25 protein-coding genes are annotated in these 26,443 nt (G+C 74.6%); 10 read left to right on the top strand and 15 right to left on the bottom strand.

All coding sequences use genetic code 11. The features are described from left to right. The 3 genes from QYM41_RS13085 to QYM41_RS13075 all read right to left on the bottom strand — a co-directional run bounded on the left by QYM41_RS13085 (position 1) and on the right by QYM41_RS13075 (position 2,365). Complete coding sequence (locus QYM41_RS13085) at positions 1-426, bottom strand: four-helix bundle copper-binding protein (protein ID WP_368800204.1); 426 nt, start codon at positions 424-426, stop codon at positions 1-3. A gap of 38 nt (positions 427-464) precedes the next feature. After that, the gene (locus QYM41_RS13080) at positions 465-866 is read right to left on the bottom strand and encodes a hypothetical protein (protein ID WP_368800203.1); all 402 of its coding nucleotides are present in this window, start codon (positions 864-866) and stop codon (positions 465-467) included. Positions 867-1,006: 140 nt separating this feature from the next. Then, positions 1,007-2,365 (bottom strand): uracil-xanthine permease family protein, encoded by a 1,359-nt coding sequence (locus QYM41_RS13075; protein ID WP_368800202.1) that lies wholly within the window; start codon positions 2,363-2,365, stop codon positions 1,007-1,009. 161 nt (positions 2,366-2,526) lie between these two features. On the opposite strand from QYM41_RS13075, the gene QYM41_RS13070 reads away from it, so the two are divergent. Continuing rightward, positions 2,527-3,588: an iron-containing redox enzyme family protein gene (locus QYM41_RS13070; protein WP_368800201.1), complete on the top strand. Its 1,062-nt coding sequence runs from the start codon at positions 2,527-2,529 to the stop codon at positions 3,586-3,588. Further along, a complete protein-coding gene (locus QYM41_RS13065; protein WP_368800200.1) occupies positions 3,585-3,842 on the top strand; it encodes a CDGSH iron-sulfur domain-containing protein in 258 nt (85 codons plus the stop codon). The genes QYM41_RS13070 and QYM41_RS13065 overlap by 4 nt, the downstream gene beginning before the upstream one ends. Positions 3,843-3,845: 3 nt before the next feature. Here the strand turns inward: QYM41_RS13065 and QYM41_RS13060 are convergent, their stop codons facing one another. The 5 genes from QYM41_RS13060 to QYM41_RS13040 all read right to left on the bottom strand — a co-directional run bounded on the left by QYM41_RS13060 (position 3,846) and on the right by QYM41_RS13040 (position 8,397). After that, a complete protein-coding gene (locus QYM41_RS13060) occupies positions 3,846-4,733 on the bottom strand; it encodes an ABC transporter permease (protein ID WP_368800199.1) in 888 nt (295 codons plus the stop codon). Further along, positions 4,730-5,911, bottom strand: coding sequence for an ABC transporter substrate-binding protein (locus QYM41_RS13055; RefSeq protein ID WP_368800198.1), 1,182 nt, complete (start codon positions 5,909-5,911; stop codon positions 4,730-4,732). Before QYM41_RS13055 ends, QYM41_RS13060 begins: the two co-directional genes overlap by 4 nt. Further along, a complete protein-coding gene (locus QYM41_RS13050) occupies positions 5,908-6,672 on the bottom strand; it encodes an ABC transporter ATP-binding protein (RefSeq protein WP_368800197.1) in 765 nt (254 codons plus the stop codon). Before QYM41_RS13050 ends, QYM41_RS13055 begins: the two co-directional genes overlap by 4 nt. Beyond that, the gene (locus QYM41_RS13045) at positions 6,648-7,739 is read right to left on the bottom strand and encodes an acyl-CoA dehydrogenase family protein (RefSeq protein ID WP_368800196.1); all 1,092 of its coding nucleotides are present in this window, start codon (positions 7,737-7,739) and stop codon (positions 6,648-6,650) included. Before QYM41_RS13045 ends, QYM41_RS13050 begins: the two co-directional genes overlap by 25 nt. 124 nt (positions 7,740-7,863) lie before the next feature. Continuing rightward, positions 7,864-8,397, bottom strand: a complete 534-nt coding sequence (locus QYM41_RS13040) for a DUF4242 domain-containing protein (RefSeq protein ID WP_368800195.1) — start codon at positions 8,395-8,397, stop codon at positions 7,864-7,866. A 212-nt stretch (positions 8,398-8,609) separates the two neighbouring features. Between QYM41_RS13040 and QYM41_RS13035 the strand changes: the two genes are divergently transcribed. Then, a complete protein-coding gene (locus QYM41_RS13035; RefSeq protein ID WP_368800194.1) occupies positions 8,610-9,308 on the top strand; it encodes a metal-dependent transcriptional regulator in 699 nt (232 codons plus the stop codon). On the opposite strand, the gene pgm is transcribed toward QYM41_RS13035, so the two are convergent. Then, positions 9,298-10,932, bottom strand: coding sequence for a phosphoglucomutase (alpha-D-glucose-1,6-bisphosphate-dependent) (gene pgm / locus QYM41_RS13030; protein ID WP_368800193.1), 1,635 nt, complete (start codon positions 10,930-10,932; stop codon positions 9,298-9,300). The genes QYM41_RS13035 and pgm overlap by 11 nt on opposite strands. A gap of 247 nt (positions 10,933-11,179) precedes the next feature. Between pgm and QYM41_RS13025 the strand changes: the two genes are divergently transcribed. Next, entirely contained in the window at positions 11,180-11,365 is a 186-nt protein-coding gene (locus QYM41_RS13025) for a hypothetical protein (protein WP_368800192.1), read from the top strand. On the opposite strand, the gene QYM41_RS13020 is transcribed toward QYM41_RS13025, so the two are convergent. Further along, positions 11,362-12,897 (bottom strand): amidase, encoded by a 1,536-nt coding sequence (locus QYM41_RS13020; protein WP_368800191.1) that lies wholly within the window; start codon positions 12,895-12,897, stop codon positions 11,362-11,364. The two genes, QYM41_RS13025 and QYM41_RS13020, sit on opposite strands and share 4 nt — an antisense overlap. Positions 12,898-13,042: 145 nt before the next feature. On the opposite strand from QYM41_RS13020, the gene QYM41_RS13015 reads away from it, so the two are divergent. Beyond that, the gene (locus QYM41_RS13015) at positions 13,043-13,468 is read left to right on the top strand and encodes a hypothetical protein (protein ID WP_368800190.1); all 426 of its coding nucleotides are present in this window, start codon (positions 13,043-13,045) and stop codon (positions 13,466-13,468) included. 531 nt (positions 13,469-13,999) lie between these two features. Further along, entirely contained in the window at positions 14,000-14,749 is a 750-nt protein-coding gene (locus tag QYM41_RS13010) for a putative endonuclease domain-containing protein (RefSeq protein WP_368800189.1), read from the top strand. Between the two features lie 422 nt (positions 14,750-15,171). Here the strand turns inward: QYM41_RS13010 and gabT are convergent, their stop codons facing one another. From gabT to QYM41_RS12990, 4 genes are all read right to left on the bottom strand, one after another. Continuing rightward, positions 15,172-16,515, bottom strand: coding sequence for a 4-aminobutyrate--2-oxoglutarate transaminase (gene gabT / locus QYM41_RS13005; RefSeq protein ID WP_368800188.1), 1,344 nt, complete (start codon positions 16,513-16,515; stop codon positions 15,172-15,174). A gap of 285 nt (positions 16,516-16,800) precedes the next feature. Then, on the bottom strand, positions 16,801-18,339 hold the full coding sequence (locus QYM41_RS13000) for an NAD-dependent succinate-semialdehyde dehydrogenase (RefSeq protein WP_368800187.1): 1,539 nt from the start codon (positions 18,337-18,339) through the stop codon (positions 16,801-16,803). A gap of 296 nt (positions 18,340-18,635) precedes the next feature. Next, positions 18,636-20,177 carry a PucR family transcriptional regulator gene (locus QYM41_RS12995; RefSeq protein ID WP_368800186.1) on the bottom strand — a complete coding sequence of 514 codons (1,542 nt, stop codon included), beginning with the start codon at positions 20,175-20,177 and terminating at the stop codon, positions 18,636-18,638. An 81-nt stretch (positions 20,178-20,258) separates the two neighbouring features. Continuing rightward, positions 20,259-21,728: an APC family permease gene (locus tag QYM41_RS12990; protein WP_368800185.1), complete on the bottom strand. Its 1,470-nt coding sequence runs from the start codon at positions 21,726-21,728 to the stop codon at positions 20,259-20,261. A 313-nt stretch (positions 21,729-22,041) separates the two neighbouring features. Between QYM41_RS12990 and QYM41_RS12985 the strand changes: the two genes are divergently transcribed. The 3 genes from QYM41_RS12985 to QYM41_RS12975 all read left to right on the top strand — a co-directional run bounded on the left by QYM41_RS12985 (position 22,042) and on the right by QYM41_RS12975 (position 23,878). Further along, the gene (locus tag QYM41_RS12985) at positions 22,042-22,377 is read left to right on the top strand and encodes a rhodanese-like domain-containing protein (RefSeq protein ID WP_368800184.1); all 336 of its coding nucleotides are present in this window, start codon (positions 22,042-22,044) and stop codon (positions 22,375-22,377) included. Next, entirely contained in the window at positions 22,374-23,396 is a 1,023-nt protein-coding gene (gene pheA, locus QYM41_RS12980) for a prephenate dehydratase (protein ID WP_368800183.1), read from the top strand. Before QYM41_RS12985 ends, pheA begins: the two co-directional genes overlap by 4 nt. A 143-nt stretch (positions 23,397-23,539) precedes the next feature. Continuing rightward, on the top strand, positions 23,540-23,878 hold the full coding sequence (locus QYM41_RS12975; RefSeq protein ID WP_368800182.1) for a hypothetical protein: 339 nt from the start codon (positions 23,540-23,542) through the stop codon (positions 23,876-23,878). Positions 23,879-23,971: 93 nt separating this feature from the next. Here QYM41_RS12975 and QYM41_RS12970 read toward each other — a convergent pair whose 3' ends face one another. Then, entirely contained in the window at positions 23,972-24,913 is a 942-nt protein-coding gene (locus QYM41_RS12970) for a diacylglycerol/lipid kinase family protein (protein ID WP_368800181.1), read from the bottom strand. Positions 24,914-25,071: 158 nt separating this feature from the next. Between QYM41_RS12970 and serS the strand changes: the two genes are divergently transcribed. Then, positions 25,072-26,376, top strand: coding sequence for a serine--tRNA ligase (serS, locus tag QYM41_RS12965; protein WP_368800180.1), 1,305 nt, complete (start codon positions 25,072-25,074; stop codon positions 26,374-26,376). The last annotated feature ends 67 nt before the right edge of the window (positions 26,377-26,443 follow it).

The following is a 26,443-nucleotide window of genomic DNA, read 5'->3' as shown; positions in this document are numbered from 1 at the left end:
TCAGCTCCTCCGGGCCAGCAGGGCGGAGCAGGCCTGCTCGCAGCGCTCGCAGGCCTCGGCCGCGAGGGCGCAGTGCTCGTAGCGCTCGTCGTGCCGGCGGCACGCGTCCCGGCAGGCCCGGGCCGCGGCCCGGCAGGACTCGAGCAGCGGCACCAGCACGGCCCGGCCGTCCCCGGACTCGGGGAAGCCGAGACGGGCCAGCACCTGGGCGGTGGCCGAGCAGATCGCGGCGCAGTCCTGCTCGGCGCGCAGGCAGTCGCGCAGGTCGGCGACGGCGTCCTCCTCCACGCAGGCGTCGGCGCCGATCCGGCAGGTCTGGGCGGCGTCGAGGCACGCCTCGATGCACTCGGCCTCGGCCGCCCGCTCCTCGTGCGTGAGCTCGGGGGCGGCGGGGTGCGCCATCAGGGCGCGGCGGATCGTGCTCACGGGCTGTCCTCCATCTGGTGGGACCGGTGCGGGCCGTCTCAGCCCGCGAGGCGCGCCCGCGGGGCGGCCCGGGTGCCCGCCGTCCGGCGCGCGGGCTCGGGGGCACCGGGGCGGTCGCGGGCGCCCGTCCACCCGGCGAGCCGGGTGACGGTGCCGTGACCGGGGAGCTCCGCGGGGAGCACGAAGTCGACGGCGGGGGTGCCGCGCACGGCGTCCTCGTGCTCGGCGGCCCAGCGCAGGAGGTCCACGGCGGCGGGCTCCACGTGGTGGGCGGAGGTGAGGTCCACGACCACGGCGATGTCCGGCACCAGGGCGCGGGCGCGGCGGACCAGGGGGCACAGGGCCCGGTGGTTGAGCTCGGTGACGCACCCGCTGACCACGAGCCGGACGTGTCGGCCGTCGAGGTCGACCCGGACGAGGACGGACGGTCTGTGGTGCATGGTCTCTCCCTGCAGCTCGCGGTGCGTGGCCGGCTGCTCGGCCTTCCCGCGCTCCACGCTAAGGGAACGGGAGCCGGGTCACCACGGAAAGCGGCCGCTCAGGGGCACATTTCCTCTACCGACGGGTAGGGTCTTCGTGCTCAGCCCAGGGGCGAGGGCAGCCGGGTGGTGTCCGGGGCGAGCGGGTCGCTGCCCGCCGTCCCGCGCACGCGGGCCAGGAACGCCATCAGGTGGTAGACGACCAGCGTGGCCGCGGTGCCCAGGGCGATGCCCGCGAACTGCAGCCCGGAGGCCTCCCACGTGTAGTCGGCGATCCCCACGATCATGGCCACCGCGGCGGTGGTCAGGTTGACCGGGTTCGAGAAGTCCACCCGGTTCTGCACCCAGATGCGCACGCCGAGCATGCCGATCATCCCGTACAGCACCGTGGCCGCCCCGCCCAGGACACCGGCGGGGACCGTGGCCACGGCGGCGCCGAAGACCGGGAAGACGCTCAGCAGGATCGCGACCACGGCGGCCACCCAGTAGGCCGCCGTCGAGTAGACCCGCGTGGCCGCCATGACCCCGATGTTCTCGGCGTAGGTGGTGGTCCCGGACCCGCCGCCTGAGCCGGCGACCACGGTGGCGAGCCCGTCGGACATGATGGCGCGCCCGATGTAGGGGTCGAGGTCGTCGCCGGTCATGAGCGCCACGGACTTCACGTGCCCGATGTTCTCGGCCACCAGCACCAGCACCACGGGGACGAACAGGCCCATCAGGGGCAGGTGGAACTCGGGGGTCTGGAACGGGGGCAGCCCGAAGAGCCCCTGCTCCTGCCACACGGTGCCCAGCGCGGAGAAGTCTACCTCCCCGCGGAGCACCGCCGTCACGTAGCCGATCAGCACGCCGAGCAGGATCGACAGCCGGCCGGGCAGGCCGCGGAAGAGCACCGAGATGAGGATGATGGAGGACAGCGTCACCAGCGCGGTGACGGGGGCCTCCATGAAGTTGGCCTTGGCCGAGGGCGCCAGGTTGAACCCGATGAGGGCCACGATGGTGCCCGTGACCAGGGGCGGCATGAGCTTCTGCAGCCAGGCGGTGCCCGCGAACTGGACCACGAGGCCGATGAGGAACAGCGCGGCGCCGGCCATCAGGACGCCCCCCAGGGCGCCCCCGGGGCCGTACTGGTTCGTCGAGGCCGTGATGGGGGCGATGAACGCGAAGGAGGAGCCGAGGTAGGACGGCACCCGGCCCGCGGTGACCACCAGGAAGAGGATCGTGCCCACGCCGGAGAAGAACAGCGTGGTGGACGGGGGGAAGCCGGTGATCAGCGGCACCAGGAACGTGGCGCCGAACATGGCCACCACGTGCTGGGCGCCGATCGTGATCGTGCGGGGCCACGTGAGCCGCTCCCGCGGCCTGACGACCTCTCCCGCGGTGACGGTCCGGCCGTCGCCGTGGAGGCGCCAGCCCAGGCCGAGGCGGTCGGCGGTGGTGGGTCCGGGCACGGGGGAACTCATGCGGGTCTCCTCGACAGCGGGGTGGGGGCCCGGAGCCGGGCCCCCACCACTGTACTCGGTGGCCCTGCCGGGCGGTGTCGGAGGCCGTCCATATGATCAGCACGGTGATGGAAACTATGATGGTGGGCGATCACGCCCAGCGTCCGGACAGGAGTCGACACATGCGTCAGCCACAGCCACGAGGGCCGCTCGGCGAGGACCTCCTCGCGGTGCTCCGGGAGGAGCCGGGCACCCCCGGTGCCGAGGACCGGGCCGCGGCGCTGCCGGCGGCCGCCCGCGCCGCCGTGTCCCGCGCGGAGGAGGTCCTCGAGGACGACGACGTCCAGCTGAGCCTGTTCGTCCTGCACGCCCTGCACTACCAGGGCGTGGACGGGGTCGACGACCGCTGGGAGAGCGACCCCGAGCTGCTGCGCACCCGGGAGGTCCTCTCGGGGGCGCTCGAGGCGCAGCTGCGCGCGGAGCTGCCCGCGGACACGGTGCCCGGCACCCCGCAGGCGGTCGCCGACGCCCTGTTCGCCATGGCCGCCGAGGACGACGGGCCGAGCCTCGCGCGCCACCTCTCCGGGCGCGCGGACGGCGAGCAGGCCCGGGAGTTCCTGCAGCTGAAGTCCGCCTACCAGCTCATGGAGGGCGACCCGCACACCTGGGGCATCCCGCGGCTGAGCGGCCGGGCGAAGGCGGGTCTGATCGAGATCCAGATCGACGAGTACGGGGGCGGCAGCCCCGCCCGCATGCACGCGGCCCTGTTCGCCGCCGGGATGCGCGAGGCCGGCCTCGACGACGCCTACGGCAGCGCCGTGGACCGGGTGCCCGCCGTGTGGCTCGCCGGCGTCAACACCGTCACGATGTTCGGCCTGCACCGCCGCCTGCGCGGCGCGGTGGTGGGTCACCTGGCGATGTACGAGATGACGTCCTCCGTGCCCTCGAGGTTCCTCGCGCGCGGCTTCCGGCGCCTGGGCCTGCCCGCCGCGGCCGCGTTCTACGACGAGCACGTCGAGGCGGACGCCGCCCACGAGCAGATCGCGGCCCGGGACATGGCCGGCGGTCTCGTGGTGGAGGACCCCGCCGTCGCGGCGGACGTCTTCTTCGGCGCGCGCTGCGTCTTGCACCTGGACGGGCTCGCCGCCCGCCGGACCCTGGACCGCTGGGACGCGGGGGAGTCCGCGCTGCGCCCGGCCACGGCGCAGCCCGCCCCGCGCGGTGCCGCGGAGCTCGTCCGGTGAGCGCCGAGCACCGCGCCGAGGACGTGGGCCCGGACCCAGTGCCGGGGAGGGCGGGAGGCGCCGCCGACCCGGTGACGATCACCGTGTGCCCGGACGGGCCGCTGCTGGTGCGCGGCGGCTACGAGCTGCTGGACGGGGACGACCGGCCCATCGACCCGGGCCGCGCCACCGTGGCGCTGTGCCGCTGCGGGGCGTCGTCCACCAAGCCGTTCTGCGACGGCTCGCACAAGCGGGCGCGCTTCCGGGCCCGCTGAGGCTCAGCGGCGCGGGCCCGGCTCGCGCAGCGCCCACTGGGCGAGCTGGTCCAGGGCCATGCCCAGCAGGCCGATCACGAGGATGACCACGAGCATCTCGTCGTAGGCCAGCCGGTCGCGGGCGTTGAGGATCTCGTAGCCCAGGCCGCTGCTGACCCCGAGCATCTCGGCCGGGACGATGACCACCCACGAGATCCCCAGCGCCAGCCGCACCCCGGTCATGACGAACGGCCGGATGCTGGGCAGCACCACGGTGCGCAGCCGCTCGACCGGGGTGGCCCCGAGGGTCTCGGCGACCCGCAGGTGCAGCGGGTCCATCGCCTTCACGCCCGCGGCCGTGTTCAGGGTGATGGGCCAGACGGCGGCGGCCGCCACGAGGAAGACGACGGGCGCGTTGCCGACCCCCAGCAGCGCCACGGCCACCGGCGCCCAGGACAGCGGGGAGACCATGCGCAGGAACTGCACCACCGGGGCGCTGGTCCACCGGAAGCGGCGGGAGGAGCCGATGAGCAGCCCCAGGGGTACGCCGAGTCCCGTGGCGACGGCGAGTCCGCACAGCAGCCGCCACAGGCTGGTCAGGCCGTCCTGGACCACCACGCCCCGCTCGAGCAGCGAGGCCACGGCCCCGGGCATGCGCTCGGGCTGGAACGCGGCGATCATCGTGCTGGCGCCCGCCGCGGCGTGCGTGAACGCCCACCACACGGCGACCGTCACCAGCACCCCGAAGACCCCCCAGGCCGGTCCGGCCCAGCGGGACCCGCTGCGCCGGGGCGGCCGCGCCGGGGCGGAGCCGGACGGGCGGGTCGGTCCGCCCGGGCCGGCGGGGGCGACGTCGTCCAGGTCGGTGGGGCTGCCCGGGGCGTCCTGCGGGGTGCGGTGCGCGGCGCTCATGGGTCGATCTCCTCGGTGCGGGTCGTGCCGGTCAGGCCGAAGACGCCCAGGCCGCCGACCTTCTCGATGCTGCGGGTCACGAGCGTGTCGTCCACGAGCTCGCGGTGGGCGGCGGCCGGGTCCAGGCCCGCGAGGAATCCCGCCGGCGCGTCGACCACCGTCTCCTGCATGGCGCGCACCAGCTCCTCGGTGAAGCTGGCGTACGGGTACGGGCGGAAGTCCAGGCGCTCGCCGTTCCACGCGGGGTGGTGCAGGGCGTCCTGGTGCTGGGCCGCGTGGTAGGTCAGGGCCTGCTGGATCACGGGCCGCGGCTGGGGGAGGTAGCCGGCGGAGAGCAGCGCCGCGGTCTCGGGGCGGTTCTGCCGGGCCCACGCCTGCGCGCGGACGAGGGCGTCCATGAACCCCTGGGCCTGGGCGGGACGGTGCCGGATGAGCTCCGCGCGCATCATCGTCACGCAGCAGGCGTGGTCGTGCCAGACGTCGCCGAGGAACCGGTGGATGTTCCCCACGTCCCTCGCCTCGGCGGCCGCGTTGAACGGGTCGGCGACCACGTAGCCGCCGATCACCCCGTTGTTGAGCGCGGGCAGCATGTCGGACGGCGCCATGGGCAGCAGGGCGACGGTGCGGCGCCGCGCGGACGGGGCCTCCCGCATCACCGGGGTGAGCCCGGCCTCGCGCAGCATCTTCTGCACGATCACGTTGTGCACGGACCACCACGCCGGGATCGCCACGGACTCCCCGGAGAGGTCCTCGAGCCGCGCCACGTCCGGGCGGACGGTGAGCGCGGACCCGTTGATGTGGTTCCACGCCGTGATCCGGACGTCGGCCCGCAGCCCGTAGCGCATGTAGAGGGCCATGGGCATGAGCATGTGGATCGCGTCCACCTTGCCCGCCACGAAGGCCTCGGACAGGGAGGCCCAGCTGCGGAAGAGCACCGGGTCCGCGACCGGGACGGCGGCGTCCTCGTAGTACCCGTTGGCGTGGGCGACCAGCAGCGGGGAGGCGTCCGTGATCGGCAGGTACCCGATCCGCACGGGGCGGTCCGTGCCGGCCGGGCCGCGGGCGTCCTGCTGGCTCCCCGCGTACAGGGCCCCGGCGCCCCAGCCGAGGCCCGTGAGGGCTGCGGCCCCGGCCCCGGCCCGCAGCAGGGTCCGCCGGTCCGGGCCGATCCCGCTCATATGACCCAGTTCCCGGAGCCGTCGTCGCTGCCGCGGTAGTGGGCGAGGATCTGCTCGGCCGTCGTGCCGCCCTGGGCCGGCACCCACTGCCGGCGGAACCCGCGGGGGCCGGCGAAGAAGCCGATCCGGTCGCCGAGGGTGATGGCCTCGTCGACGTCGTGGGTCACGAGGAAGACCGTGAGCTCGAGCTCGGTCGCCAGCGTGCGCAGCCACAGCTGCAGGTCCTTGCGGGTCGCCGGGTCCAGGGCGCTGAACGGCTCGTCGAGCAGCAGCACGTCGGGGCGCACGGCGAGCGCGCGGCCCACCGACACGCGCTGGGCCTGCCCGCCGGAGAGCTCCTGGACGGGGGTGTGCGCGAGCCGGTCGAGGCCGAGGATCTCCAGCAGGTCGTCCACGCGGGCGTCGTCGAAGCGGTCGCGGTTGCGCCGGTAGCGCCCGCCGAGGGCGATGTTCCGGCGCACCGACAGCCAGGGGAACAGCCCGGGGTCCTGGAAGACGACGGCGAAGCGCTCGTCGGGCCGGCCGAACTCGATGCTGCCGCCGTCCAGGGGCTCGAGCCCGGCGATGGCCCGCAGCAGGGTGGACTTCCCGGAGCCGCTGGGGCCCAGCACCGCGAAGGTCTCGCCGCTGCGCAGGGTCAGGTCCACCCCGTCCAGGGCGGGAGCGGCGGCGCCCGGATAGCTCTTGCGCAGCCCGCGGACGGTGAGCGCCGGCCGTGCGGGGGAGGCCGCGCGGCTCAGGCCAGGTTCTGCAGCACCCACCGCAGGTGACCTTCCGTGGGGGACTGCACGGGCAGGAACGCGGCCTCGCGGGCCCGGCGGGCCGTGGGGGAGGACATGGCGTAGCCGCGCCCGCCCACGACCTTCCCCTCGATCCGGGTGGCACGGCCCGTGAGCAGCGCGGCGTCCAGCCGGAGGGAGAACAGCTCGCGGGGGGCGGCCTCGCGGGGCGTCTCCGCCAGGCGCAGCAGCCCGGCGCGCAACCGGACGAACTCGGCGGTCGCCTCCTCGAGCTCCTCCCGGAACACCTCGGCCACGCCCTGCAGGGCCTCGTGGGCGGCCGTCAGCGCGGCGGCCGCGAGGCCGAGGCAGAACGCGCTCTGCAGCAGCAGGAAGGGGCCCCGGACGGCGGCGAGGAAGGACGGGAGGTCCTCGCTCAGCAGGTCCTCGTCGAGGTCGACGGGCACGTCCTCGAGCACCAGCACGCCCGAGGCGGTCGCGTCGAGCGCCATCAGGTTCTCGAGCAGCCGCACCGTCACCCCGGGGGCCGAGACCCGGGTCCGCAGCACCGCGCGCGAGCCGTCCGACCGCACGGCGGGCAGCACCACGATGCCCTCGGGGTAGAGGTTGGAGGCCCACGGCACGGTGCCGTTGAGGACCGGGCCCGCGGCGCCCTCGGTGAGGGTCACGGGGATCTCCCCGATGCCGGCCGCGTCCTTGAACGCCGGCGCCATCGCCGAGCACCCGGGCACGGCCCCGGAGCGCACCTCCTGGGGGATCTCCGTCCCGGTGGCGGCGAGGTACTCGACGGTCGCCCGGTGCGCCCACAGGGAGAACGCCGTGGCGGTGCACTCGGTGGCGAGGTCGAAGACGACGGCGGCCTGGGGGGCCAGCGACCCGGTCAGGCCGAGGTCCAACAGCCCGCGGGCGCCGAGCTCGCGCAGGGTCTCGAACGGGGAGGCGGCCGCCGTGTCGACGTCGCGGGCCCGCGCCGCGGCGGTGCGGCGGACGAACTCGTGGTCCGGGTAGTCGGCGAGCGGGGCCAGCAGCGGCCGGCTCTCGGGCGCCGGCCCGCCGGACGTGGACGGGGAGCGGGTGGACTGGGTCATGGGTGTCCGTTCTGCCGGGACGTGCGGGCGGGGCCGGGCCGTGCGGCGGGCCGGGACGGGGCGGGACGCGGGACGGCGGCCCCCGGGGCGCGGGGGCCGCCGTCCTGCGGGGTGCCGGGGCCGCTCAGACGTTGAGCTTGAAGAGCCGGTCGAAGGGGGTGCCGACGGCCTGGCGGGCGCGCTCGACGGCCGCCTCGTCGGGGGCGTTGTAGAAGCACAGGCACTTGGCGGTGTCCTCGCGCACGTAGGTGCGCAGGAAGGAGACCTCGGGGACCTCGGCGTACTTCGGGGAGTTGGCCTTCTTGCGGGCCAGGTACTGCTCCATCGTGATCTCCGCGGGGATGTCCCACTCCACGAGGTACTGGGCGTCGCCCTTGAGCTTCTTGATGTCATCGAGTTCGGCGCCGACGAGGCGCACGGCGTCGGGGCCGGTCACCTCCGCGGCGGCGTCCCCGGCGGCGGCGCGCACCGTCTCGGCGAGCCCCTCGTCGGAGTCGGCCTCGACGATCACGAACACCCGGCCGTGGTCGGCGGTGACCTGGGACTCGATGAACTCGGCGCCGGCGGCGGCGACGGCCTCGGAGACCGTGGCGATGAGCCCGCTCACGGCGTCCTTGGACGCGGAGGCGGGGACGATCTCGAGCAGGTGGAGAGACATGGGGTACCTTCCTGTCAGCGGTGGCGGACGGGCCGCCCGGGCTCTGTTCCCCAGGCTAGGCTCCCGTCCCCCGGGCGTCGCGGAACGCGTCATCCTTCGTCACATTCACTCCGACCGGCGGGTCGGATGGCCACGGCGTGTCGTCGCGGGGACAATGCGCGTCCTTCCGCGCCCGGGCCGTGACGCGGGCCCGCGGCCGGTACGCTGGGCCCGTGCGTGCGGAAGAGCTGAACCGGTCCGTCCAGGACTGCCTGAAGACCGTCTGGCTGGCCCAGGAGTGGTCCCCGGAGGCCGTGACCACCACCGGGCTGGCCCAGCGGCTGGGGCTCTCCCCGTCCACCGTGTCGGAGGCCGTCAAGAAGCTTACGGCCCAGGGCCTGCTGAGCCGCCCGGCCCACGGCGGGATCGTCCTCACGGACCGGGGCCGGGAGGTCGCCGTCCAGATGGTCCGGCGGCACCGGGTCCTCGAGACGTTCCTCACCGGCCGCCTGGGCTACGGGTGGGACGAGGTGCACGAGGAGGCCGAGGTGCTCGAGCACGCCGTGAGCGAGAAGTTCGTCGCGCGGCTGGAGGCGATGCTCGGCCATCCGGAGCGGGACCCGCACGGGGACCCGATCCCGCGGCGGGACGGCACCGTGCCGTCCGCCCCGGCCGTGCTCCTGGCCGACGTCCCCCCGGGCAGCCCCGTGGTCGTGGCCCGCGTCTCGGACGCGGACCCGGCCGTGCTGCGCCGGCTCGGGGCCGCCGGCATCCGGCCCGGCGCGGAGCTCGTGCTCGGCGAGCCCGGGGTCCGCGCGGTGCCCGTGGTGCTGGACGGGGACGTCGTCGAGGTCGACGTCCTGGCCGCGGAGGCGGTCTGGGTCCGGCCGCGGGACCGGCCCGGACCGCCCCCGGGCCCCGTCAGGAGATGACGTCGTCCACGAGGGCCTTGGCCTCCTGCTGGACCTGCTTCAGGTGCTCCTCGCCGAGGAAGGACTCGGCGTAGATCTTGTAGACGTCCTCCGTGCCGGAGGGCCGGGCCGCGAACCACGCGTTCTTCGTGGTGACCTTCAGCCCGCCGATCGCCGCGCCGTTGCCGGGGGCGTTGGTCAGCTTCGCCGTGATCTGCTCGCCGGCCAGGGTGTCCGCCTCGACCTGGGCGGGGGAGAGCTTCTTCAGGGCCGCCTTCTGCGCCCGGTCCGCCGGGGCGTCGATGCGCTGGTAGACGGGGTCGCCGAACTGCTGGGTGAGCTCCGCGTAGCGCTGGGACGGGGTCTTCCCGGTGCGCGCCGTGATCTCCGCCGCCAGCAGCGCCAGGATGATCCCGTCCTTGTCGGTGGACCACACGGAGCCGTCCCGGCGCAGGAAGGACGCGCCCGCGGACTCCTCGCCGCCGAAGCCGATCGAGCCGTCCATCAGCCCGGGCACGAACCACTTGAAGCCCACCGGCACCTCGACCAGCTCGCGGCCCAGGGACGCCGCCACCCGGTCGATGATCGAGGAGGACACCAGCGTCTTGCCGACCCCGGCCTCCGGGGACCAGCCGGTGCGCTCGCGGAAGAGGTAGTCGATGGCCACCGCCAGGTAGTGGTTGGGGTTCATCAGCCCCGCGTCCGGGGTCACGATGCCGTGGCGGTCCGTGTCGGCGTCATTGCCCGTGGCGATGTCGTAGCGGTCCCGGTTGCCGATGAGGGAGGCCATGGCGGCGGGGGAGGAGCAGTCCATCCGGATCTTCTCGTCCCAGTCGAGGGTCATGAACGCCCACTGGGGGTCCACCTCGGGGTTCACCACGGTCATGTTCAGCCCGAAGCGCTGGGCGATCTCGCCCCAGTACGCCACGGAGGCGGAGCCCATGGGGTCGGCGCCGATGTGCAGCCCGGAGTCGCGGATCACGTCGAGGTCCACGACCTCGGGCAGCGTCCGCACGTACTCCTCGAGGAAGTCGTAGCCGCCGGTGGTCCCGGCGGCCCGCGCCTGCGCCAGGGGCACCCGGCGGACCCCCGCCATGCCGTTCTCGAGGAACTGGTTGGCGCGCTGGGCGATCCACTCGGTCGCGTCGGTGTCCGCGGGGCCGCCGTTGGGCGGGTTGTACTTGAAGCCGCCGTCCGAGGGCGGGTTGTGGGACGGGGTGATCACGATGCCGTCCGCCATCCCCTCCGCCCGCCCCGCGTTGTGGGTGAGGATCGCGTGGGACAGCGCCGGGGTGGGCACGTAGCCGTCCCGGGAGTCCAGCAGGACGGTCACGTCGTTGGCGGCCAGCACCTCCAGCGCGGTGTCCTGGGCGGGCCCGGACAGGGCGTGGGTGTCCTTGCCCATGAACAGCGGCCCCGTGATCCGCTGGCCGGCCCGGTACTCCACGATGGCCTGGGTGATCGCCGCGATGTGCTGCTCGTTGAACGAGGCCTTGAGCGACGAGCCCCGGTGCCCGGACGTGCCGAAGGCCACGCGCTGGTCCGGGTCGGACGGGTCGGGGATGACGTCGGTGTAGGCGTCGAGGAGCGAGCCGAGGTCGACGAGGTCACTGGGGAGGGCGACGGTGCCCGCACGGTTGGTCATGGCGCCCAACCTACCGCCGGGCGGCGGGCCCGTGGGGACTGGCACGCGAATCGGGTCGCCAGGTTTCGTGCCCCGCGCGCCCGCCCGTGCGTCGCCCGCCCGTGCCCGCCCGCCTGTGCCCCGCCCGCCTGTGCCCCGCCGGGCGTGCCGGACGGGCGGGGCACAGGCGGGGGCTGGAGGAATCGCGGCCGGTGGGCCAGGATGAGGACACCAGCCACGGCAGGACCGGACGAAGGGGACCGACACCATGAGCAACGCACCCGACGAGACGACCGAGGGCTCGGGCAAGGGACCGGAGGGCACCGTCCCGGACAACGCGCAGGGCGTCGGGCTGACGGCCGACGAGAACGCGACCGGGTTCGAGCCGGAGGAGGACCCCGCGGCGGCCACCGACCCGGACGACGACGGGGAGGCGGCCCTGGGCCACTCCTAGGGTCCCGGGGCCCCGGCACCCCGGCGCGCGGGGCGGGAGCCGGGCAGGGCCCCGTCCTCGAGCTGGGCGACGACGGCGAGCAGCTGCGCCTCCGCGCTCGGCCGGCCCACGAGCTGGACGCCCATGGGCACCACCGGCCCGTCGTCGTCGCCCGCCGCGCGGGTCCACAGCGTGGGGACGGTCACCGCGGGGAGGCCCACGACGTTCACGAGCGAGGTCCACGGCGTGTACGCGCACTGGCGCCGGTAGTCCTGGTCCGCGCCCGCGGGGTCCGCCAGGTCGTAGCCCTCCCAGTACCAGCCCAGCGGACGCGGGGTCATGGCCAGCGCGGGCGTCAGCACCATGTCCCAGGCGCCGTACGCCTGCACGACCTCCTGCTCCACCCGGCGCAGGACGGTCACGGCCCGGGCCAGCTCGACCGCCGACCGGCGCAGGGCGCGGGCCCGGAACTCCCCCGCGAGCCCGGTCAGCCGCCCGGCCTGCTCCGCGTCGAGGGGCGCGGTGCCCATCGCGGTGGTCCACACGTCGAAGAACGCCTCCGGGTACTCGGGATCGTAGGAGAGCCGGGCCGGCCCGACCTCGTGCCCGGCGGCCCGCAGCGCGGCGACGCCGGCCTCGAGTCCGGCGCGGGCCTCCGCGGAGACCTCGATGTCCTGGACGGAGTCGAACGGAGAGGCAGTGCTCACACCGATCCGCAGCGGCCGGTCCCCCCACGGGAGCCGGCCGCGCCGGGCCGCGCGCACCGTCTCCAGGAACGACCCCTGCGGGGCGGCCCGGACGGCCCGCCGCACCACGTTGCCGTGCGCCGGACCGGGCGCGGGGGAGCACAGCACGTCGAGCAGCAGGGCCGCGTCCTCGGCGGTGCGGGCCAGCGGACCGTGCACCACCAGCTGGGCGGCGTCCGACTGGGCGTCGGCGGTCGGCACCCGGCCGCGGTTGGGCTTGAGCCCGACCAGCCCGCACGCCGCCGCCGGGATCCGCACCGAGCCCCCGCCGTCGGAGCCCGGCGCCACGGGCAGCAGGCCGGCCGCCACGGCCGCCGCCTGCCCGCCGGAGGAGCCGCCGGCCCCCGTGGCCGGGGCGTGCGGGTTCCGGGCGGGCGGGGCCACGAGGTTCTCGGAGTAGCAGTTGAGGCCGAACTCGGGCACCTGGGTCTTGCCCAGGAGCACGGCGCCGGACGCGCGCAGCACGGCCGCGAGGTCGTCGTCGGTCTCCGCCAGGGGCGGGTTCCCGCCCGGGCCGGCGACGGCGGCGGAACCGTAGCCGGTGGGCATCCCCGCGACGTCGTGCAGGTCCTTCAGCGCGAGCGGCACGCCGTGCAGCGGCCCGCGTTCGGCTCCGGCCGGCAGCGTGTCGAGGGCCCGCGCCCGGGCCAGCGCGAGGTCCGCGGCGACGTGCACGAAGGCCCCCAGCGCCGGGTTGTGCCGGTCGATCCGGGCCAGGAAGTGCTCGGCGGTCTCCACCGCGGTCAGCTCCCCGGCCGCGAGCGCGTCCCGCAGCTGCACGGCGCTGAGGTCTCCGATCGAGCTCACGGCAGCTCCTCCGAGGGGTCGGGCGGCACCCGCGCGGGTCCGCCGGGTGCTGTGCCCAGGCTAGTAGGCTGGCGGCTGTCCGGACGTGCCCGCACGCCCCGCTTCCCGACATGCCCCGACCTTCCCCGACCCGCAGGAGACCCCCGTGCCCACCGCCAGTGCGTCCCGTCCCGCGGCGATCCGCGCGGCGACGGCGTCCGTCCTGCTCCTGGCCCTCGCCGGCTGCTCAGCCTCATCCTCCGACGGGGACACCGCGGCCGACAGCGGGCCGGAGGCGACGGCGTCCGCCGCGGCGAGCGCCCCCACGGCCTCCGGCGGGGCCTCCTCGGCCACCGTCCAGGAGACGTGCGCCCGCGTGCTCGAGACCGTGCGCACCGCGCCGCAGCAGCTGCGGGACGATCCCGCCGGGCTGTTCACCGAGGTCGACGAGCTCGCGGCCACCGCCCCGGACGAGCTGTCCGGGCAGCTCACCTCGGTCCGAGAGGCCGTCGCCGGCTTCCGCCAGGGCGAGCGCTCCTTCATCAGCGTGGTGCAGGAGGTCAGGGGCCTGCAGGAGCGCTGCTCCGGCTGACCGCCCACCGTGCCGAGAGCTCGCGTCCCGCACTCCCGGCTCGCGAGGGGTCGCATCCGGCACTCCCGGCTCGCGTGAGGGCTCGCGTTCGGCACTCGCGGCTCGCGAGGGGTCGCGTTCGGTGGAAAACAGGGGCCGGAAGGGTCCGGCAGCGACCCGCCGGTGACGGCGACGTGCAGAATCCGCCCCTCGCCGTGGAGGGGCCGCAGGATGCCGGGCAGCGCAACCGCACTCCACCGGGGCGCGATGTCGGTCCGGGGGACAGCACCGCACCACTCCGCGTGCTCGCGCCGTCCTCCGCCCGTCCACGGCGGTCATGCTCTCGGCATGAGACACCCCGGACCCTTGCCGCCCGAGCTCCGTGGAATCGGCTTCTCACGTCAGGAGGCCCTCGCACTGGGCGTCGCGGAGCACCGGCTCCGGGACGCCGACCTCACCAGTCCCGTCGGCAGGGGAGTGCGGGTCCCCGCCGGCTGTCCCGCTCCTCTGCTGGAAGCGGCACGGGCACTGACCCGCCGGTATCCGGGGACGGTGCTCAGCCACCGCTCCGCGGCGCTGCTCCACCGGATGCGGGTTCCTGCCCACTGGCAGCAGGACTCGGAGCTGTGGCTCACGCGCGCCGACAACTCGAGGGCGCTGAGGCGGCCCGGCGTCGTCTGCCGGAGGGGACGCCTCGGTCCGCACGAGGTGATCAGCGTCCACGGGGTGGCCGTCACGTCACCGGTGCGCACGTTCGTGGACGTCTGCGCCGAGCTCACGGTCACGGAGGCAGTGGTGCTCGCCGACGGACTGGTCAACGCCCACCGCTACGGGATCCGCCGGGCCGTGGCCGCGGTGTGCCGACCGGACGAGCTCGAAGCCGGACTGCGGCAACACGCCGGGCGGCGCGGCATCCGTACGGCCCGCGCCGCGCTGGAGCGGATGCGGGTGGGGTCCGACTCGCCCGGCGAGACACGGCTGCGGCTGCTGCTCGAGGACCACGGGATCCGGAGCCTGGTGCTCGACCATCCTCTGCTGGGACCCGACGGGACGCTCCTGGCGCAGCCCGACCTCGCGCTGGAGAGCCACCGGCTGAGCCTGCAGTACGAGGGTGCCCACCACGACCGGGCGGAGCAGCGAGTGCTGGACATCGGGCGGTTGCGGGCCACGGAGTCGGCGGGGTGGCGGGAGCTCCGGATCTGCGCTCAGGACCTGCACCGGCACGCGACGACGACGCGGGGCCGGGTGCCGGTGGCGGTCGCTCTGGTGTGGGAGGCCATGGGGATCGCGCACCGCCTGTGACGGGTCGAGCCGCGGTGCGCGCGGCGAGGGGTCGCGATCGGCGGCCTGCCGTGCCGAGGGGTCGCGACCGGCGGCCCGCTGCGCCGAAGGGTCGCGATCGGCGGCCCGCTGCGCCGAGGGGTCGCGATCGGCGGCCCGCTGCGCCGAAGGGTCGCGATCGGCGGCCCGCCGCTCTGAGGAGGCCCGTTCGGACGGAATGTGACTGACTGACCGTGCGAACGAGACTCCTCGGCGAGAGGGGGTGCTGAACGAGACTCCTCGGCGAAAGAGGAGCGCTGAACGGGACTCCTCGGCGGACGGGGATGCTGAACGAGACCCCTCGGCGGGAGGAGGGTGCTGAACGAGACCCCTCGGCGGGAGGAGGGTGCTGAACGAGACTCCTCGGCGAGAGAGGAACGCTGAACGGGACCCCTCGATCCGGTCTAGGCCGCCGCGTTGCGGACGGCCTGCGCGAGGACCCGCAGGCCGTCGCGCAGCAGCTCCTCGCCGATGACGAGCGGGGGCAGCAGGCGCACGATGTTGCCGAAGGTGCCGCAGGTCAGGATGATGACGCCCTGGGCGAGGCACTCCGCGGCGATCGCCTTCGCGGCGTCGGCGTCCGGCTCCGTGCCGCCGGGGCGGACGAACTCGAGGGCCATCATGGCCCCGCGGCCACGGATCTCGCCGACGGTGCCGGTCTCCTCGGCCACCGGGGCCAGTTCCTCGCGGATGATCTCCTCGACCCGGCGGGCGCGGGAGACCAGGTCCCACTCCTCGATCGTCTCCAGCGCGCCCAGGGCGGCGGCGCAGGCCACGGGGTTGCCGCCGTAGGTGCCGCCGAGGCCGCCGGCGTGCACGGCGTCCATGATCTCGGCGCGGCCGACCACACCGGACAGCGGCATGCCGCCGGCCACGCCCTTGGCCACCGTGATCAGGTCGGGGACGACGCCCTCGTGGTCCACGGCGAACCACTCGCCGGTGCGCGCGATGCCGGACTGCACCTCGTCGACGACGAACACGGCGCCGTTGTCGGTGCACCACTCGGAGAGCGCGGGCAGGAAGCCGTCGGCGGGCACGATGAACCCGCCCTCGCCCTGGATGGGCTCGATCACGACGGCGGCCACGTTCTGCGCGCCGACCTGCTTCTCCACCTGGAGCAGCGCGCGGCGGGCGGCCTCGGCGCCCGTCATGCCCTCCGGGTCCCGGAACGGGTAGGACACGGGCACGCGGTAGACCTCGCCGGCGAACGGGCCGAAGCCCTGCTTGTAGGGCATCACCTTCGCGGTCATCGCCAGGGTCATGTTGGTGCGGCCGTGGTAGGCGTGGTCGAACACGACGACGGCCTGGCGGCCGGTGTGCACGCGGGAGATCTTTACGGCGTTCTCGACGGCCTCGGAGCCGGAGTTGAACAGCGCCGCCTTCTTCGGGTGGTCGCCGGGGGAGAGCTCGGCGAGCTTCTCCGCGACGGCCACGTAGCCCTCGTAGGGGGTGACCATGAAGCAGGTGTGCGTGAAGCGCGCCACGGCCTCCTGCACCCTGGCGACCACGGCGGGGGCGGAGGCGCCCACGGTGGTCACGGCGATGCCGGAGCCGAGGTCGACGAGCTGGTTGCCGTCGACGTCGAGCACGATCCCGCCGTCGACGTCGGCGGCGTAGGCGGGCACGGAGGAGGCGACGCCGGAGGCCACGGCCGCGGCACGCCGTTCGGCCAGCTCGCGGGACGCCGGGCCCGGGAGGGCCCCCTCGATGCGGCGGACCTGCTCGAGGCGGTACTGGATCTCGGTCATGACGAGATCTCCTTTCGGTGCGGAAGGGCAGAGAGGGGAAGGGAAGAGAGGGAAAAGGAACGCGGAGAGGACGCTGCAGCGGACGGGAACGAGCGGTGCGGCGAAGGGGCGGTGCTGGATGGAACGGTGCGGGAACGAGCGGTGCGGGGACGCAACGGGGCGGAGCCGGCTCTGCCGGGGGAGGGGTGGCCGGCGGCGTGGAGCGGGCGCACGCCGGTGCGGGACGGCGGTCGCCGCAGCTGCCTGCGGCGACCGCCGTCCCGGGAGGGGACGCGGGTCAGGACCTCAGGCGGGGGTCCCGGCGCCGGGCACCGGGACGTTGCTCCAGGGGTTCTCCACGCCGATGTACTGGGTGGTGGTGTACTCGTGGAGGCCCTCGGCGCCGCCCTCGCGGCCCAGGCCGGACTGCTTGACCCCGCCGAAGGGGGCAGCGGCGTTGGAGATCACCCCCACGTTGAGACCCATCAGGCCGAACTCGATGCGGTCGCCGATGCGCAGGCCGCGGGAGATGTTCTCGGTGAACACGTAGGAGGCCAGCCCGTACTCGGTGGCGTTGGCCAGGGCCACGGCCTCGTCCTCGTCGGCGAAGGTGACGACCGGGGCGACGGGGCCGAAGATCTCCTCGGTCACCGCCCGGGCATCACGGGGGACGTCGCGCAGCAGGGTGGGCTGGAAGAAGTAGCCGGGCCCGTCCACGCGCTTGCCGCCGACCACGACCTTCGCCCCGCGCTCGACGGCGTCGTCGACGAACTCCTCCACGGAGTCCCGGGCCTTGGCCTCGACCATCGGGCCCACGGTGACCCCGTCCTCGACACCGTTGCCCACGGTCAGCGCGGACATCTTCGCGGCGAGCTTCTCGACGAACTCGTCGACGACCGACTCGTGCACGAGCAGGCGGTTGGCGGCCGTGCAGGCCTCACCCATGTTGCGCATCTTCGCGGCCATCGCCCCGGCCACGGCCTTGTCGATGTCGGCGTCCTCGAAGACGATCAGCGGGCCGTTGCCGCCGAGCTCCATGGAGGTGCGCAGCACGTTGTCCGTGGCCAGCTTCATCAGCTGCTTGCCCACCGGGGTGGAGCCGGTGAAGGAGACCTTCCGCAGCCGCGGGTCGGCCATGATCGGCTCGGAGACCGCGGAGGCGGACTTCGAGGAGACCACGTTGAGCACACCGGCGGGCAGGCCCGCGTCCAGCATGAGCTGGGCGAAGTACTGGGAGGTCAGCGGGGTCAGGCGCGCCGGCTTGAGCACCATGGTGCACCCGGCGGCCACGGCCGGGGCGACCTTGCGGGTGGCCATCGCCAGCGGGAAGTTCCACGGGGTGATCAGCAGGCACGGGCCCACGGGCTTGTGGGTGACCAGCATCCGCAGGTTGCCCTCGGGGGTGTCCATGTAGCGGCCGTAGTCGCGCACGGCCTCCTCGGCGAACCAGCGCAGGAACTCCCCGCCGTACTTGACCTCCCCGGCGGCCTCGGCCAGCGGCTTGCCCATCTCCAGGGTCATCAGCAGGGCGAGGTCCTCGGCGCGCTCCTGCACGAGGTCGAAGGCGCGCCGCAGGATCTCCGAGCGCTCCCGGGCCGGGGTCCGGGCCCAGGACTCCTGGGCGTCGGCGGCGGCGTCCATCGCGGCCTGGGAGTCCTCGCGGGTGGCCGAGGCCATGGTCGCGAGCACCTCGCCGGTGGCGGGGTTCTCCACCTCGAAGGTGCCCCCGTCCGAGGCGTCGCGCCACTGGCCGCCGATCAGCAGTCCGGTCGGGGTCTTGGCCAGGACCGCCTCGATGCGCTCCTGGATGCCGGGGGCCGCGGGGGCCTTGTCCGTGGTGCTCATGTATCAGCCTCTCTTCGTCGACGCGGCGACGCCACCGGGCACCGGTGCCGCTTCGCTGCGTCAAGGGGGTCGTCGGACGGGCGGGCGACAGCACTGGGCCCGCCCGTCCATCGTAGGACTCCGGGCCGGCCTCTCCGTGGGGAGCCGTCACCGTGCGACGTCGAGCCGGGGTGGAGTCGGTGCCGAAGGCCGCCGCGGTCCCTCGACAGCTCCAGGCTAGCCCCGCAGGCACCCAGCAGGATGCTGAATCTTCGCGGGGTCGTTGTGCATGCTGCACCGGAAATCCCGGCGGCGGATCACGGAGCCGGCCGGTCGGACCGTTCATGGAGGCGCAGGGCGATCCACAGCTCCGCGCGCAGCTGCGGATCGTCCACGGACCGGCCGAGGACCTCCTCGATGTCCTGCAGCCGCTGCTGCAGGGTGTTGCGGTGGATCCCCAGGGCTTCGGCGGTTCCGCTCCGGTTGCCGTTGTGCGCGAGGAACGTGCGCAGCAGGGCCAGCCGCCCGGCCCGGTCGACGGGGCGCAGCAGCTGCCGGGCCCACGCCCGGGCTGCCTCCGGGGGCAGCAGGCCGGCGACGCCGCCCGCCACGAGGTCGTCCCACGTGCCGACGCGCTGGCGGTCCGTCGTGCGCTCCAGGGCCTCGCGGGCCTCCCGGTCGCTCGCGTGCGTCTCGTGCACGTCCGACGGGCCGCCGATGCCGGCCCGCAGCCCTGAGGCCTCGGCGGCGGCGCGCACCTCGGCCAGCCGCTCCGGGAGGTCCTCGAGCAGCACCGCGGCGGTCTGCTGCCCGGACGGCTCCGTGGCCGGCGCCCCGACGAGCACGGGTCGCGTGCCACGGGCGGTGTGCGCCTCGAGCCGTCGCACGCCGTCCCGGAGCTCCTCGGCGCCGCCCAGCAGGCGGGCCACCCGCACCCGCGCGGCCGTCGACCACGTCGTGTCGTCCGCCACCTCCAGCAGCGCGTCCGCCGAGCGCACCTCGCCGTTGAGCAGGAGGGCGAGGGCCCCCGCCCGGACCCGGCGGCGGAACAGCGCCTGCTCCGCGGCACGCTCCGCGTGCAGCGAGAGCAGGGCCACCGCGGTGGCGATCACGCCGGTCCGGACGGGATCGAACGCGTCGGGCAGGGACACCACGAGGTAGCTCCGGGGGGCGTCGTCCACCCCGAGGGGGTGGACGACCACCGCGCCCGCCGGGCCGGACTCGCTCAGGGACCCGCGCAGCCCGGCCGGACGCAGCCGGTCGAGGAGGTCGGGGAGCGTCCGGCCCGAGGGCAGCTCGGGCATCCCGGGACCGGAGCGCTCCACGATCCGGGCGTCTGCTGTGCACACGCCCGCCCATCCGCCGCCGAGCACCGCCACCAGCGTGCGGACCACGCGGGCCGGGCCGTCGCGCCCCACGGCCGCCCGCGTCAGGCTCCGCTGCTCCGAGAGCATCGTCTCGAGGGCGGTGCGCGCCTCGGCCGCCCGCATCTCGGCCGCGGCGCGGATGATGCCCAGGAAGGGCGTGCGCTCGGGTACCCGGAACAGGGTCATTCCGGCGTCCCGGCACGCGGCGGCGAGGGCGTCCGGCACGCGGAGGTGGGACAGCCGTCCGCCCACGCCGAAGCCCAGCGCCACCACGCCCCGGTCCGTGAGGCGGCCGACGTACTCCGTCCAGGAGTGCTCGCGGGCGGAGGTGTGGATGCCGGTCAGCAGCAGGATCTCGCCGCCCTCGAGGTACGGGGTGGGGTCGGCGAGCTCGCTGGTCACCACCCAGCTCACGGGCAGATCGGTGGCCGCCTCCACGACGGGCTCCAGTCCCAGCCCGGGGAGGCCGAGCACCTGGGCGACCGTGACCATGGGCAGTCCTCCTCTGCGACGGCCTCGTCGGCGGCGCGCCGGGGACAGCCTAGGGCAGAGGTTCCCGGCGCCGCGACCGGCTCAGGCCTGCTGCCGGCGGCGCTCCACCTCGGCGACGAGCCGGTGCTCGGCGTCGGCGCCCGGCCGGATCCCGGTGGGGATCCGGAGCAGGAACACGAGCCCGAGCAGCCACCACAGCCCGAAGATCGTCCAGGCGGGGGCGCTCAGGAACGCGGGCATCCCGGGCAGGTAGAGGCTGATGAGAGCCAGGCACAGGACCACGGAGAGCACGCCGATCGCGGTGCCGCCGTGGCGGCGGCCGCCGATCCGGAAGGGGCGCTCCATGCCGGGCTCGCGCCGGCGCAGGATCACGAAGACCACGGAGACCAGGGCGTAGGCGATCACGATGGACGGGGACCCGGAGTCCACGAGCCAGCCGAGCATCTCCGCGCCGAAGAACGGCGCCACGAAGGACACGGCGCCCACGAAGAGCAGGGCGTTGGCCGGGGTGCCGTACTTCGGGTGCAGGCGCCCGAACCACCGCGGCACCATCCGGGAGTTGCCGAGCGCCCACAGCAGGCGGGAGGCACCCATGAGGAGCGAGTTCCAGGAGGTCAGGATGCCGGCGAGACCGCCGGCGATGAGCAGGTTGGCCACGACCGTGCTGTCGAAGACCGAGCCCATGGCGTCGGCCACGGCGATGTCCGCGCCGGCGAGCTCCCCGGCGGACATGGACGCCGAGGTGGTGAGCACGACCATCACGTACCAGGCGGCGGCGAGCAGCACCGAGATGATGATGGTGCCGCCGAGCTTCTTGGGCGGCAGGTGCATCTCCTCGGAGACCTGGGGGATGACGTCGAAGCCGACGAACAGGAACGGCACGGTCACGAGCACGAGGAAGAAGCCGGCGGTCCCGGGCGTGAAGAACGGCTCCATGGTGGCCGCGGAGCCCTCGGTGAAGGCGCCGAAGAGCATCATGAGCCCCACGATCAGCAGGAAGAGGATCACGAAGATCTGCACCACGGAGGCGTGCTTGACGCCCCGGATGTTGATCCCGGTGATGAGCACGGCGGTCAGGGCCCCCACCAGCGCCCAGGTCAGGTTCACCTCGAAGCCGGCCACCGTCCACAGCGGGATCTGGCTCAGGCCGGGGAAGATGTACTGCGCGGTGCGCGGCACCGCCACGGCCTCGAAGGCCACGATGGTGATGTAGCCGCCCGTGATGGCCCAGGAGCCCACGAACGCCCAGCGCGCGCCCATGCCGCGCATGAGGTAGTTGTGCTCCCCGCCGGCGTACGGCATGGCGGCGACGAGCTCGCCGTAGACGAGCCCCACGACGGCCATGATGAGCCCGCCGGTGACGAGGGCCAGCACGGCGCCCATGGTCCCGGCCTCGGCGAGCCACTCGCCGGTGAGGATGACCCAGCCGAAGCCGATCATGGCGCCGAAGCCGAGGGCGATCGCGTCGAGGCGGCCGAGGACCTTCTTGAAGCCGTGGTCCTCGCGGTCCGGGGCGAGCGGCGTCGCGCCCCGGGATTCGTTGGTGCTCATGGGCGTGGTTCCTTCTGTCGAGGGCGCCGGGCAGGGCGTGCCCGGTCGGACCTGCCGCGCGGCACTCCCGGCGGCGAGGGCACAATTTATACAGGCATTGTTTCGATTCTGTGTGCTCCCTGACAGACCTGCGCCGCCCGGGGCGCCTCGGCCCCGCGTCCCGGCACCGGGGCGCCCCGTTCGCCGCCCGTCCGGGGTGCCACGGTCGGGTGCCGGGCCGACCCCGTCCGGGAGCCGCCGGTGCGGTGCGCACTAGGCTGGTCCCGAGAGAGCCGTTGGCCGCCAGACAGCCGCAAGAGAGAGGACCCGGACGATGGACAACCTGAACAGCCTGCCCAGCGCCCCGGTGGAGGAGATCCCCGAGGGCGCACGCATCCTGGACGTGCGCGAGGACGAGGAGTGGGAGGCCGGGCACATCGCCGGCGCCCAGCACATCCCGCTCCGGCAGCTCCCGGAGCGCTACGGCGAGGTGCCCGTGGACGAGGACGTGTACGTGATCTGCCGCTCCGGGGGCCGCTCGCTCAAGGCCACGGCCTACCTGCAGCAGTACGGCTTCGACCCCGTCAACGTCCTGGGCGGCATGGGGGCGTGGATGGACGCCGAGAAGCCCATGGTGTCCGAGACGGGCGAGACCCCGACCGTCCGTTGAGGTACGCCTACCTGGGGCCGGCCGGCACCTTCACGGAGGCGGCGCTGCTGGGGGTCGAGGGCGCCCGGGAGGCCGAGCGCGTCCCCGTGTCCTCCGTGCCCGTGGCCCTCGCCGCCGTCCGGTCCGGCGACGTCGACGCCGCCATGGTGCCCATCGAGAACTCCGTGGAGGGCGGGGTGACCGCGACCCTCGACGCCGTGGCCACCGGCAGCGAGCTGCGCATCGTCCGGGAGGCGCTCGTGCCCATCAGCTTCGTGCTCGTGGCCCCGCCGGGCACGGCGCTCGCCGACGTCCGCACCGTCTCCACGCACTCCCACGCCTGGGCCCAGGTGCGGGGCTGGATGGACGAGCGGCTGCCGGGCGTCGGCTACGTCCCGGCGTCCTCCACGGCGGCGGCGGCGCTCGCCCTGCTCCCCGGGGCGCCGGGGGAGCAGGAGGGCCCGGCGCGGACCGCCGGCTTCGACGCCGCGGTCTGCTCGCCCGTGGTCGTCGAGCAGCACCCCGAACTCGCGGTGCTGGCGGAGGACATCGGGGACAACAGGGCAGCGGTCACCCGCTTCGTGCTCGTCGCCCGGCCCGGGGCGCCGCTGCCGCCGCGCACGGGCGCGGACCGCACCACCCTCGTCATCCCGCTGTGGGAGGACCGGGCCGGGGCCCTGATGGAGATCCTCGAGCAGTTCGCCACCCGCGGGGTCAACCTCTCGCGGATCGAGTCCCGGCCCACCGGCAACTTCCTCGGGGAGTACTTCTTCAGCGTGGACGTGGACGGCCACATCCTCGACGCCCGCGTGGCCGACGCCCTCGAGGGGCTGCGCCGGGTCTGCCCCAGCACGCGCTTCCTCGGCTCCTACCCGCGGGCCGACCACAAGGTGGCGACCGTCGCCCGGCAGCACTCCGACGGCGCGTTCCGCGAGGCGGAGGCCTGGGTCGCGGCCCTGCAGGGACGGGATCCCCGCGCCCCGGCCGGGCCCTCCGCCGCGGCCGGGCCTTCCGCCGCGGGCGGGACGGGACCCGCGTAACGGGGCGTCGTGCACCGCGCCCCCGCTTGTTAGCAATTGCGAATGCATGCACCATGGGGGTGCGGGCGCGTCCGTGCCCGCGATCTTCAGCCGGTGTCGATCGACCCCCCGGGTCGGGACCGAGCCCGACCGGAGGTGCCACCATGCCCGCTCCCGCCGCCCGCCGCCTCGCCCTCGCCGCCGCCCCGGCCCTGCTGGCCTGTGCGCTCGCCGCCCCGCCCGCGGCGGCGTCCGCGGCGGCGTCCGCGCCGCCCGAGCCGGCCCCGGTGGTCCGCGCCGAGGTCGGGCCGGGCCCCGTCGTCGGCGACCCGCGGGCCGCCGACGCCCTCGACCTCGTGCCGGCCTCCCGGGTGGTCCCGGAGCCCGGCCCCGCGCTCACCGACCGCGGCCGGGGACCGCTGCTGGCCGTGGGCCTGGCCGTGCTCGGGCTCGTGGGGGCGTTCGTGGCGGGGCTGAGCCGCAGGCCCGGTCCCGCGGACTGACGCCCTGCCCGGCCCGAGCACGGACCGCCCGCAGGCCGCCGGCGTACCGCCGCCGTACCGCTGCCGTGCCGCTGTGCTGTGTCGCCCCGGGCGTCAGTCGCCCTGCGTGGGCGGCACCCGCACGGAGAGCGCGCCCGGCAGGATCTCGGACTCGAACCCGTTGATCAGCCCCGTGCCGTCCCCGTCCATCTGGGACTCGATGGGCTCGTGGAACTCCACGCGCACCTTCTTCGCGGCGAAGAACTCGATCACGGGCAGGTCGCGCCGCTGCCGGAACACGACCTTGGCGGCCATCAGCGCCCACTCCAGCGTGCTGCGCGGGGACATCACCACGAGGTCCAGCAGGCCGTCGTTGATCTTCGCCTGCGGCACCAGGATCAGGCCCGCCGTGAGGATGCCGCAGTTGGCGGCCATCACGGAGCGCACCCGGCGGCTCTGCCACTCGCCGTCGTCGATCCGGAAGCGGGCCCACCGCGGGGGCGCGATCAGGTGCCGGACGCCGGCCTCCCCGTAGGCGGCCCACCCGACCAGCTTCTTCAGCTCGTCCCGGGTGTCCGTCATGATCTGGGCGTCGAAACCGGCCCCGCCCATCACGCAGAAGGCGTGGTCCCGCACCGTCCCGTCGTGGAGCTCCACGCGGAACGTGGCCATGTCGATGGCCCGCTCGGCGCCGAAGAGCGCGATGTCCACGTTGCGGTGCGGATCGCCGAGGTCGGCGCCCAGGTTGCGGGCCAGGAGGTTGCCGGTGCCCAGCGGGATGAGGCCCAGCGGGGTGTCGCTGCCGATCAGGGCCTCCGCGACCGCCCGGACCGTGCCGTCACCGCCGGCGGCGACGATCAGGTCCACGTCCTGCTCGAGGGCCCGCCGGGTCATGGCGGTGCCGGGGTCGTCCTCCGCGGTCTCGAAGAACACCGGGTCCGGGAACCCGCCCTTGCGGCAGCCGATGATGACCGCGTCGCGGGCGACGTCCGCATCGGCCTTGATGGGGTTGATGACGACGGCGACCCGTTTGGGGGCCACTGGAGTGGCGGTCACGGAAGGACTCCTCGGTTCTGCGGCGCGGGGGACCGGTGGCACCGTGCGCGGGGGCGGTGGACCCCGGCGCGGTGCCGCGGGCCCGGGGCACCGGGCGGATCGCGGCGGGCCTCCACCCTAACCCGGGCGCCTCGCGGGGACTTGGGTACCCTGTCAGGGTGATCGACATCAACCAGCTCCGTGAGAACCCCGACGACTTCCGCGCCTCCCAGCGTGCCCGCGGGGCGGACGTCTCCCTGATCGACCGGATCCTGGAGGCCGACGTCGAGCGCCGCCGGCTGATCACCGACTACGAGTCCCTGCGGGCCGAGCAGAACGCCTTCGGCAAGCAGGTCGCCCGCGCCCGGGGCGAGGAGAAGCAGGCCCTGCTCGCCGAGGTGAAGGAGCTGGCGGCCCGGGTCAAGGAGGCGCAGGCCGCGTCCGAGACCGCCCGCTCCCGGCAGGACGAGCTCCTGGCGGTCGTGGACAACCTCGTTCTCGAGGGCGTCCCCACGGGCGGCGAGGACGACTTCGTCCTGCTCCGCACGGTCGGGGAGCCCCGCGACTTCGCCGCCGAGGGGTTCGAGCCGCGGGACCACCTCGAGATCGGGGAGCTGGTGGACGGCATCGACATGGAGCGCGGCTCCAAGGTCTCCGGTGCCCGGTTCTACTTCCTCAAGCGGGACGTCGCCCGGCTCGAGACCGCCCTGCTGCTCATGGGCCAGGACCAGGCCGTGGACAACGGGTTCGTCCCGATGACCACCCCGAACCTGGTGCGCCCCGAGATCATGAGCGGCACGGGCTTCGACGTCGCGCACTCGGACGAGATCTACCACGTGGGCAAGGACGAGCTGTACCTGGTGGGGACCTCCGAGGTGCCCCTCGCCGGGTTCCACGCCGACGAGATCCTCGACCTCTCCGCGGGGCCGCTGCGCTACGCCGGCTGGTCCTCCTGCTACCGCCGCGAGGCCGGCTCCGGGGGCAAGGACACCCGGGGCATCATCCGCGTGCACCAGTTCAACAAGCTCGAGATGTTCGTCTACTGCTCCCCGGAGGACGCGGAGGCCGAGCACGCGCGGCTGCTCGCGTGGGAGGAGGAGATGCTCGCCAAGTGCGAGCTCGCCTACCGCGTGATCGACACCGCCGCCGGGGACCTCGGCACCTCCGCCGCCCGCAAGTTCGACTGCGAGGCGTGGGTGCCCACCCAGGGCAAGTACCGGGAGCTGACCTCCACCTCGAACTGCACCACCTACCAGGCGCGGCGGCTCAACATCCGCGAGCGGCTGCCGGAGACCACGGACGCCGCCGGCACGCTCCGCAAGGGCGGCACCCGCACCGTGGCCACCCTCAACGGGACCCTGGCCACGACCCGGTGGCTGGCCGCCATCCTGGAGACCCACCAGCAGGCCGACGGCTCGGTGCGCGTCCCCGAGGCGCTGCGGCCGTACCTGCGCGGCCAGGAGGTCATCCCCGTCCGTCGCTGAGCCGCCGGACGGCGTTCGGCTCCCGTTCATCTCGCATCGAAATCTCGGCCATCCTGTCGGTGTGGTG

The organism is Kocuria oxytropis, assembly GCF_040981195.1.
Taxonomy (GTDB): domain Bacteria; phylum Actinomycetota; class Actinomycetes; order Actinomycetales; family Micrococcaceae; genus Kocuria; species Kocuria oxytropis.
Note: the sequence above shows the minus strand (reverse complement) of the source record. Positions and strands in the feature narration are given on the sequence as shown.

Bases quoted from the DNA above. Each gene is read 5' to 3' on its own strand.
- QYM41_RS12995 (WP_368800186.1), bottom strand. From the start codon at position 20,177: ATGGTCACGGTCGCCCAGGTGCTCGGCCTCCCCGGGCTGGGACTGGAG.
- QYM41_RS13060 (WP_368800199.1), bottom strand. From the start codon at position 4,733: ATGAGCGCCGCGCACCGCACCCCGCAGGACGCCCCGGGCAGCCCCACC.
- QYM41_RS13000 (WP_368800187.1), bottom strand. From the start codon at position 18,339: ATGAGCACCACGGACAAGGCCCCCGCGGCCCCCGGCATCCAGGAGCGC.
- QYM41_RS12985 (WP_368800184.1), top strand. From the start codon at position 22,042: ATGGACAACCTGAACAGCCTGCCCAGCGCCCCGGTGGAGGAGATCCCC.
- QYM41_RS13070 (WP_368800201.1), top strand. From the start codon at position 2,527: ATGCGTCAGCCACAGCCACGAGGGCCGCTCGGCGAGGACCTCCTCGCG.
- pgm (WP_368800193.1), bottom strand. From the start codon at position 10,932: ATGACCAACCGTGCGGGCACCGTCGCCCTCCCCAGTGACCTCGTCGAC.
- gabT (WP_368800188.1), bottom strand. From the start codon at position 16,515: ATGACCGAGATCCAGTACCGCCTCGAGCAGGTCCGCCGCATCGAGGGG.
- QYM41_RS13045 (WP_368800196.1), bottom strand. From the start codon at position 7,739: ATGACCCAGTCCACCCGCTCCCCGTCCACGTCCGGCGGGCCGGCGCCC.
- QYM41_RS13075 (WP_368800202.1), bottom strand. From the start codon at position 2,365: ATGAGTTCCCCCGTGCCCGGACCCACCACCGCCGACCGCCTCGGCCTG.
- QYM41_RS13025 (WP_368800192.1), top strand. From the start codon at position 11,180: ATGAGCAACGCACCCGACGAGACGACCGAGGGCTCGGGCAAGGGACCG.
- QYM41_RS13080 (WP_368800203.1), bottom strand. From the start codon at position 866: ATGCACCACAGACCGTCCGTCCTCGTCCGGGTCGACCTCGACGGCCGA.
- QYM41_RS12975 (WP_368800182.1), top strand. From the start codon at position 23,540: ATGCCCGCTCCCGCCGCCCGCCGCCTCGCCCTCGCCGCCGCCCCGGCC.
- QYM41_RS12990 (WP_368800185.1), bottom strand. From the start codon at position 21,728: ATGAGCACCAACGAATCCCGGGGCGCGACGCCGCTCGCCCCGGACCGC.
- QYM41_RS13040 (WP_368800195.1), bottom strand. From the start codon at position 8,397: ATGTCTCTCCACCTGCTCGAGATCGTCCCCGCCTCCGCGTCCAAGGAC.
- QYM41_RS13055 (WP_368800198.1), bottom strand. From the start codon at position 5,911: ATGAGCGGGATCGGCCCGGACCGGCGGACCCTGCTGCGGGCCGGGGCC.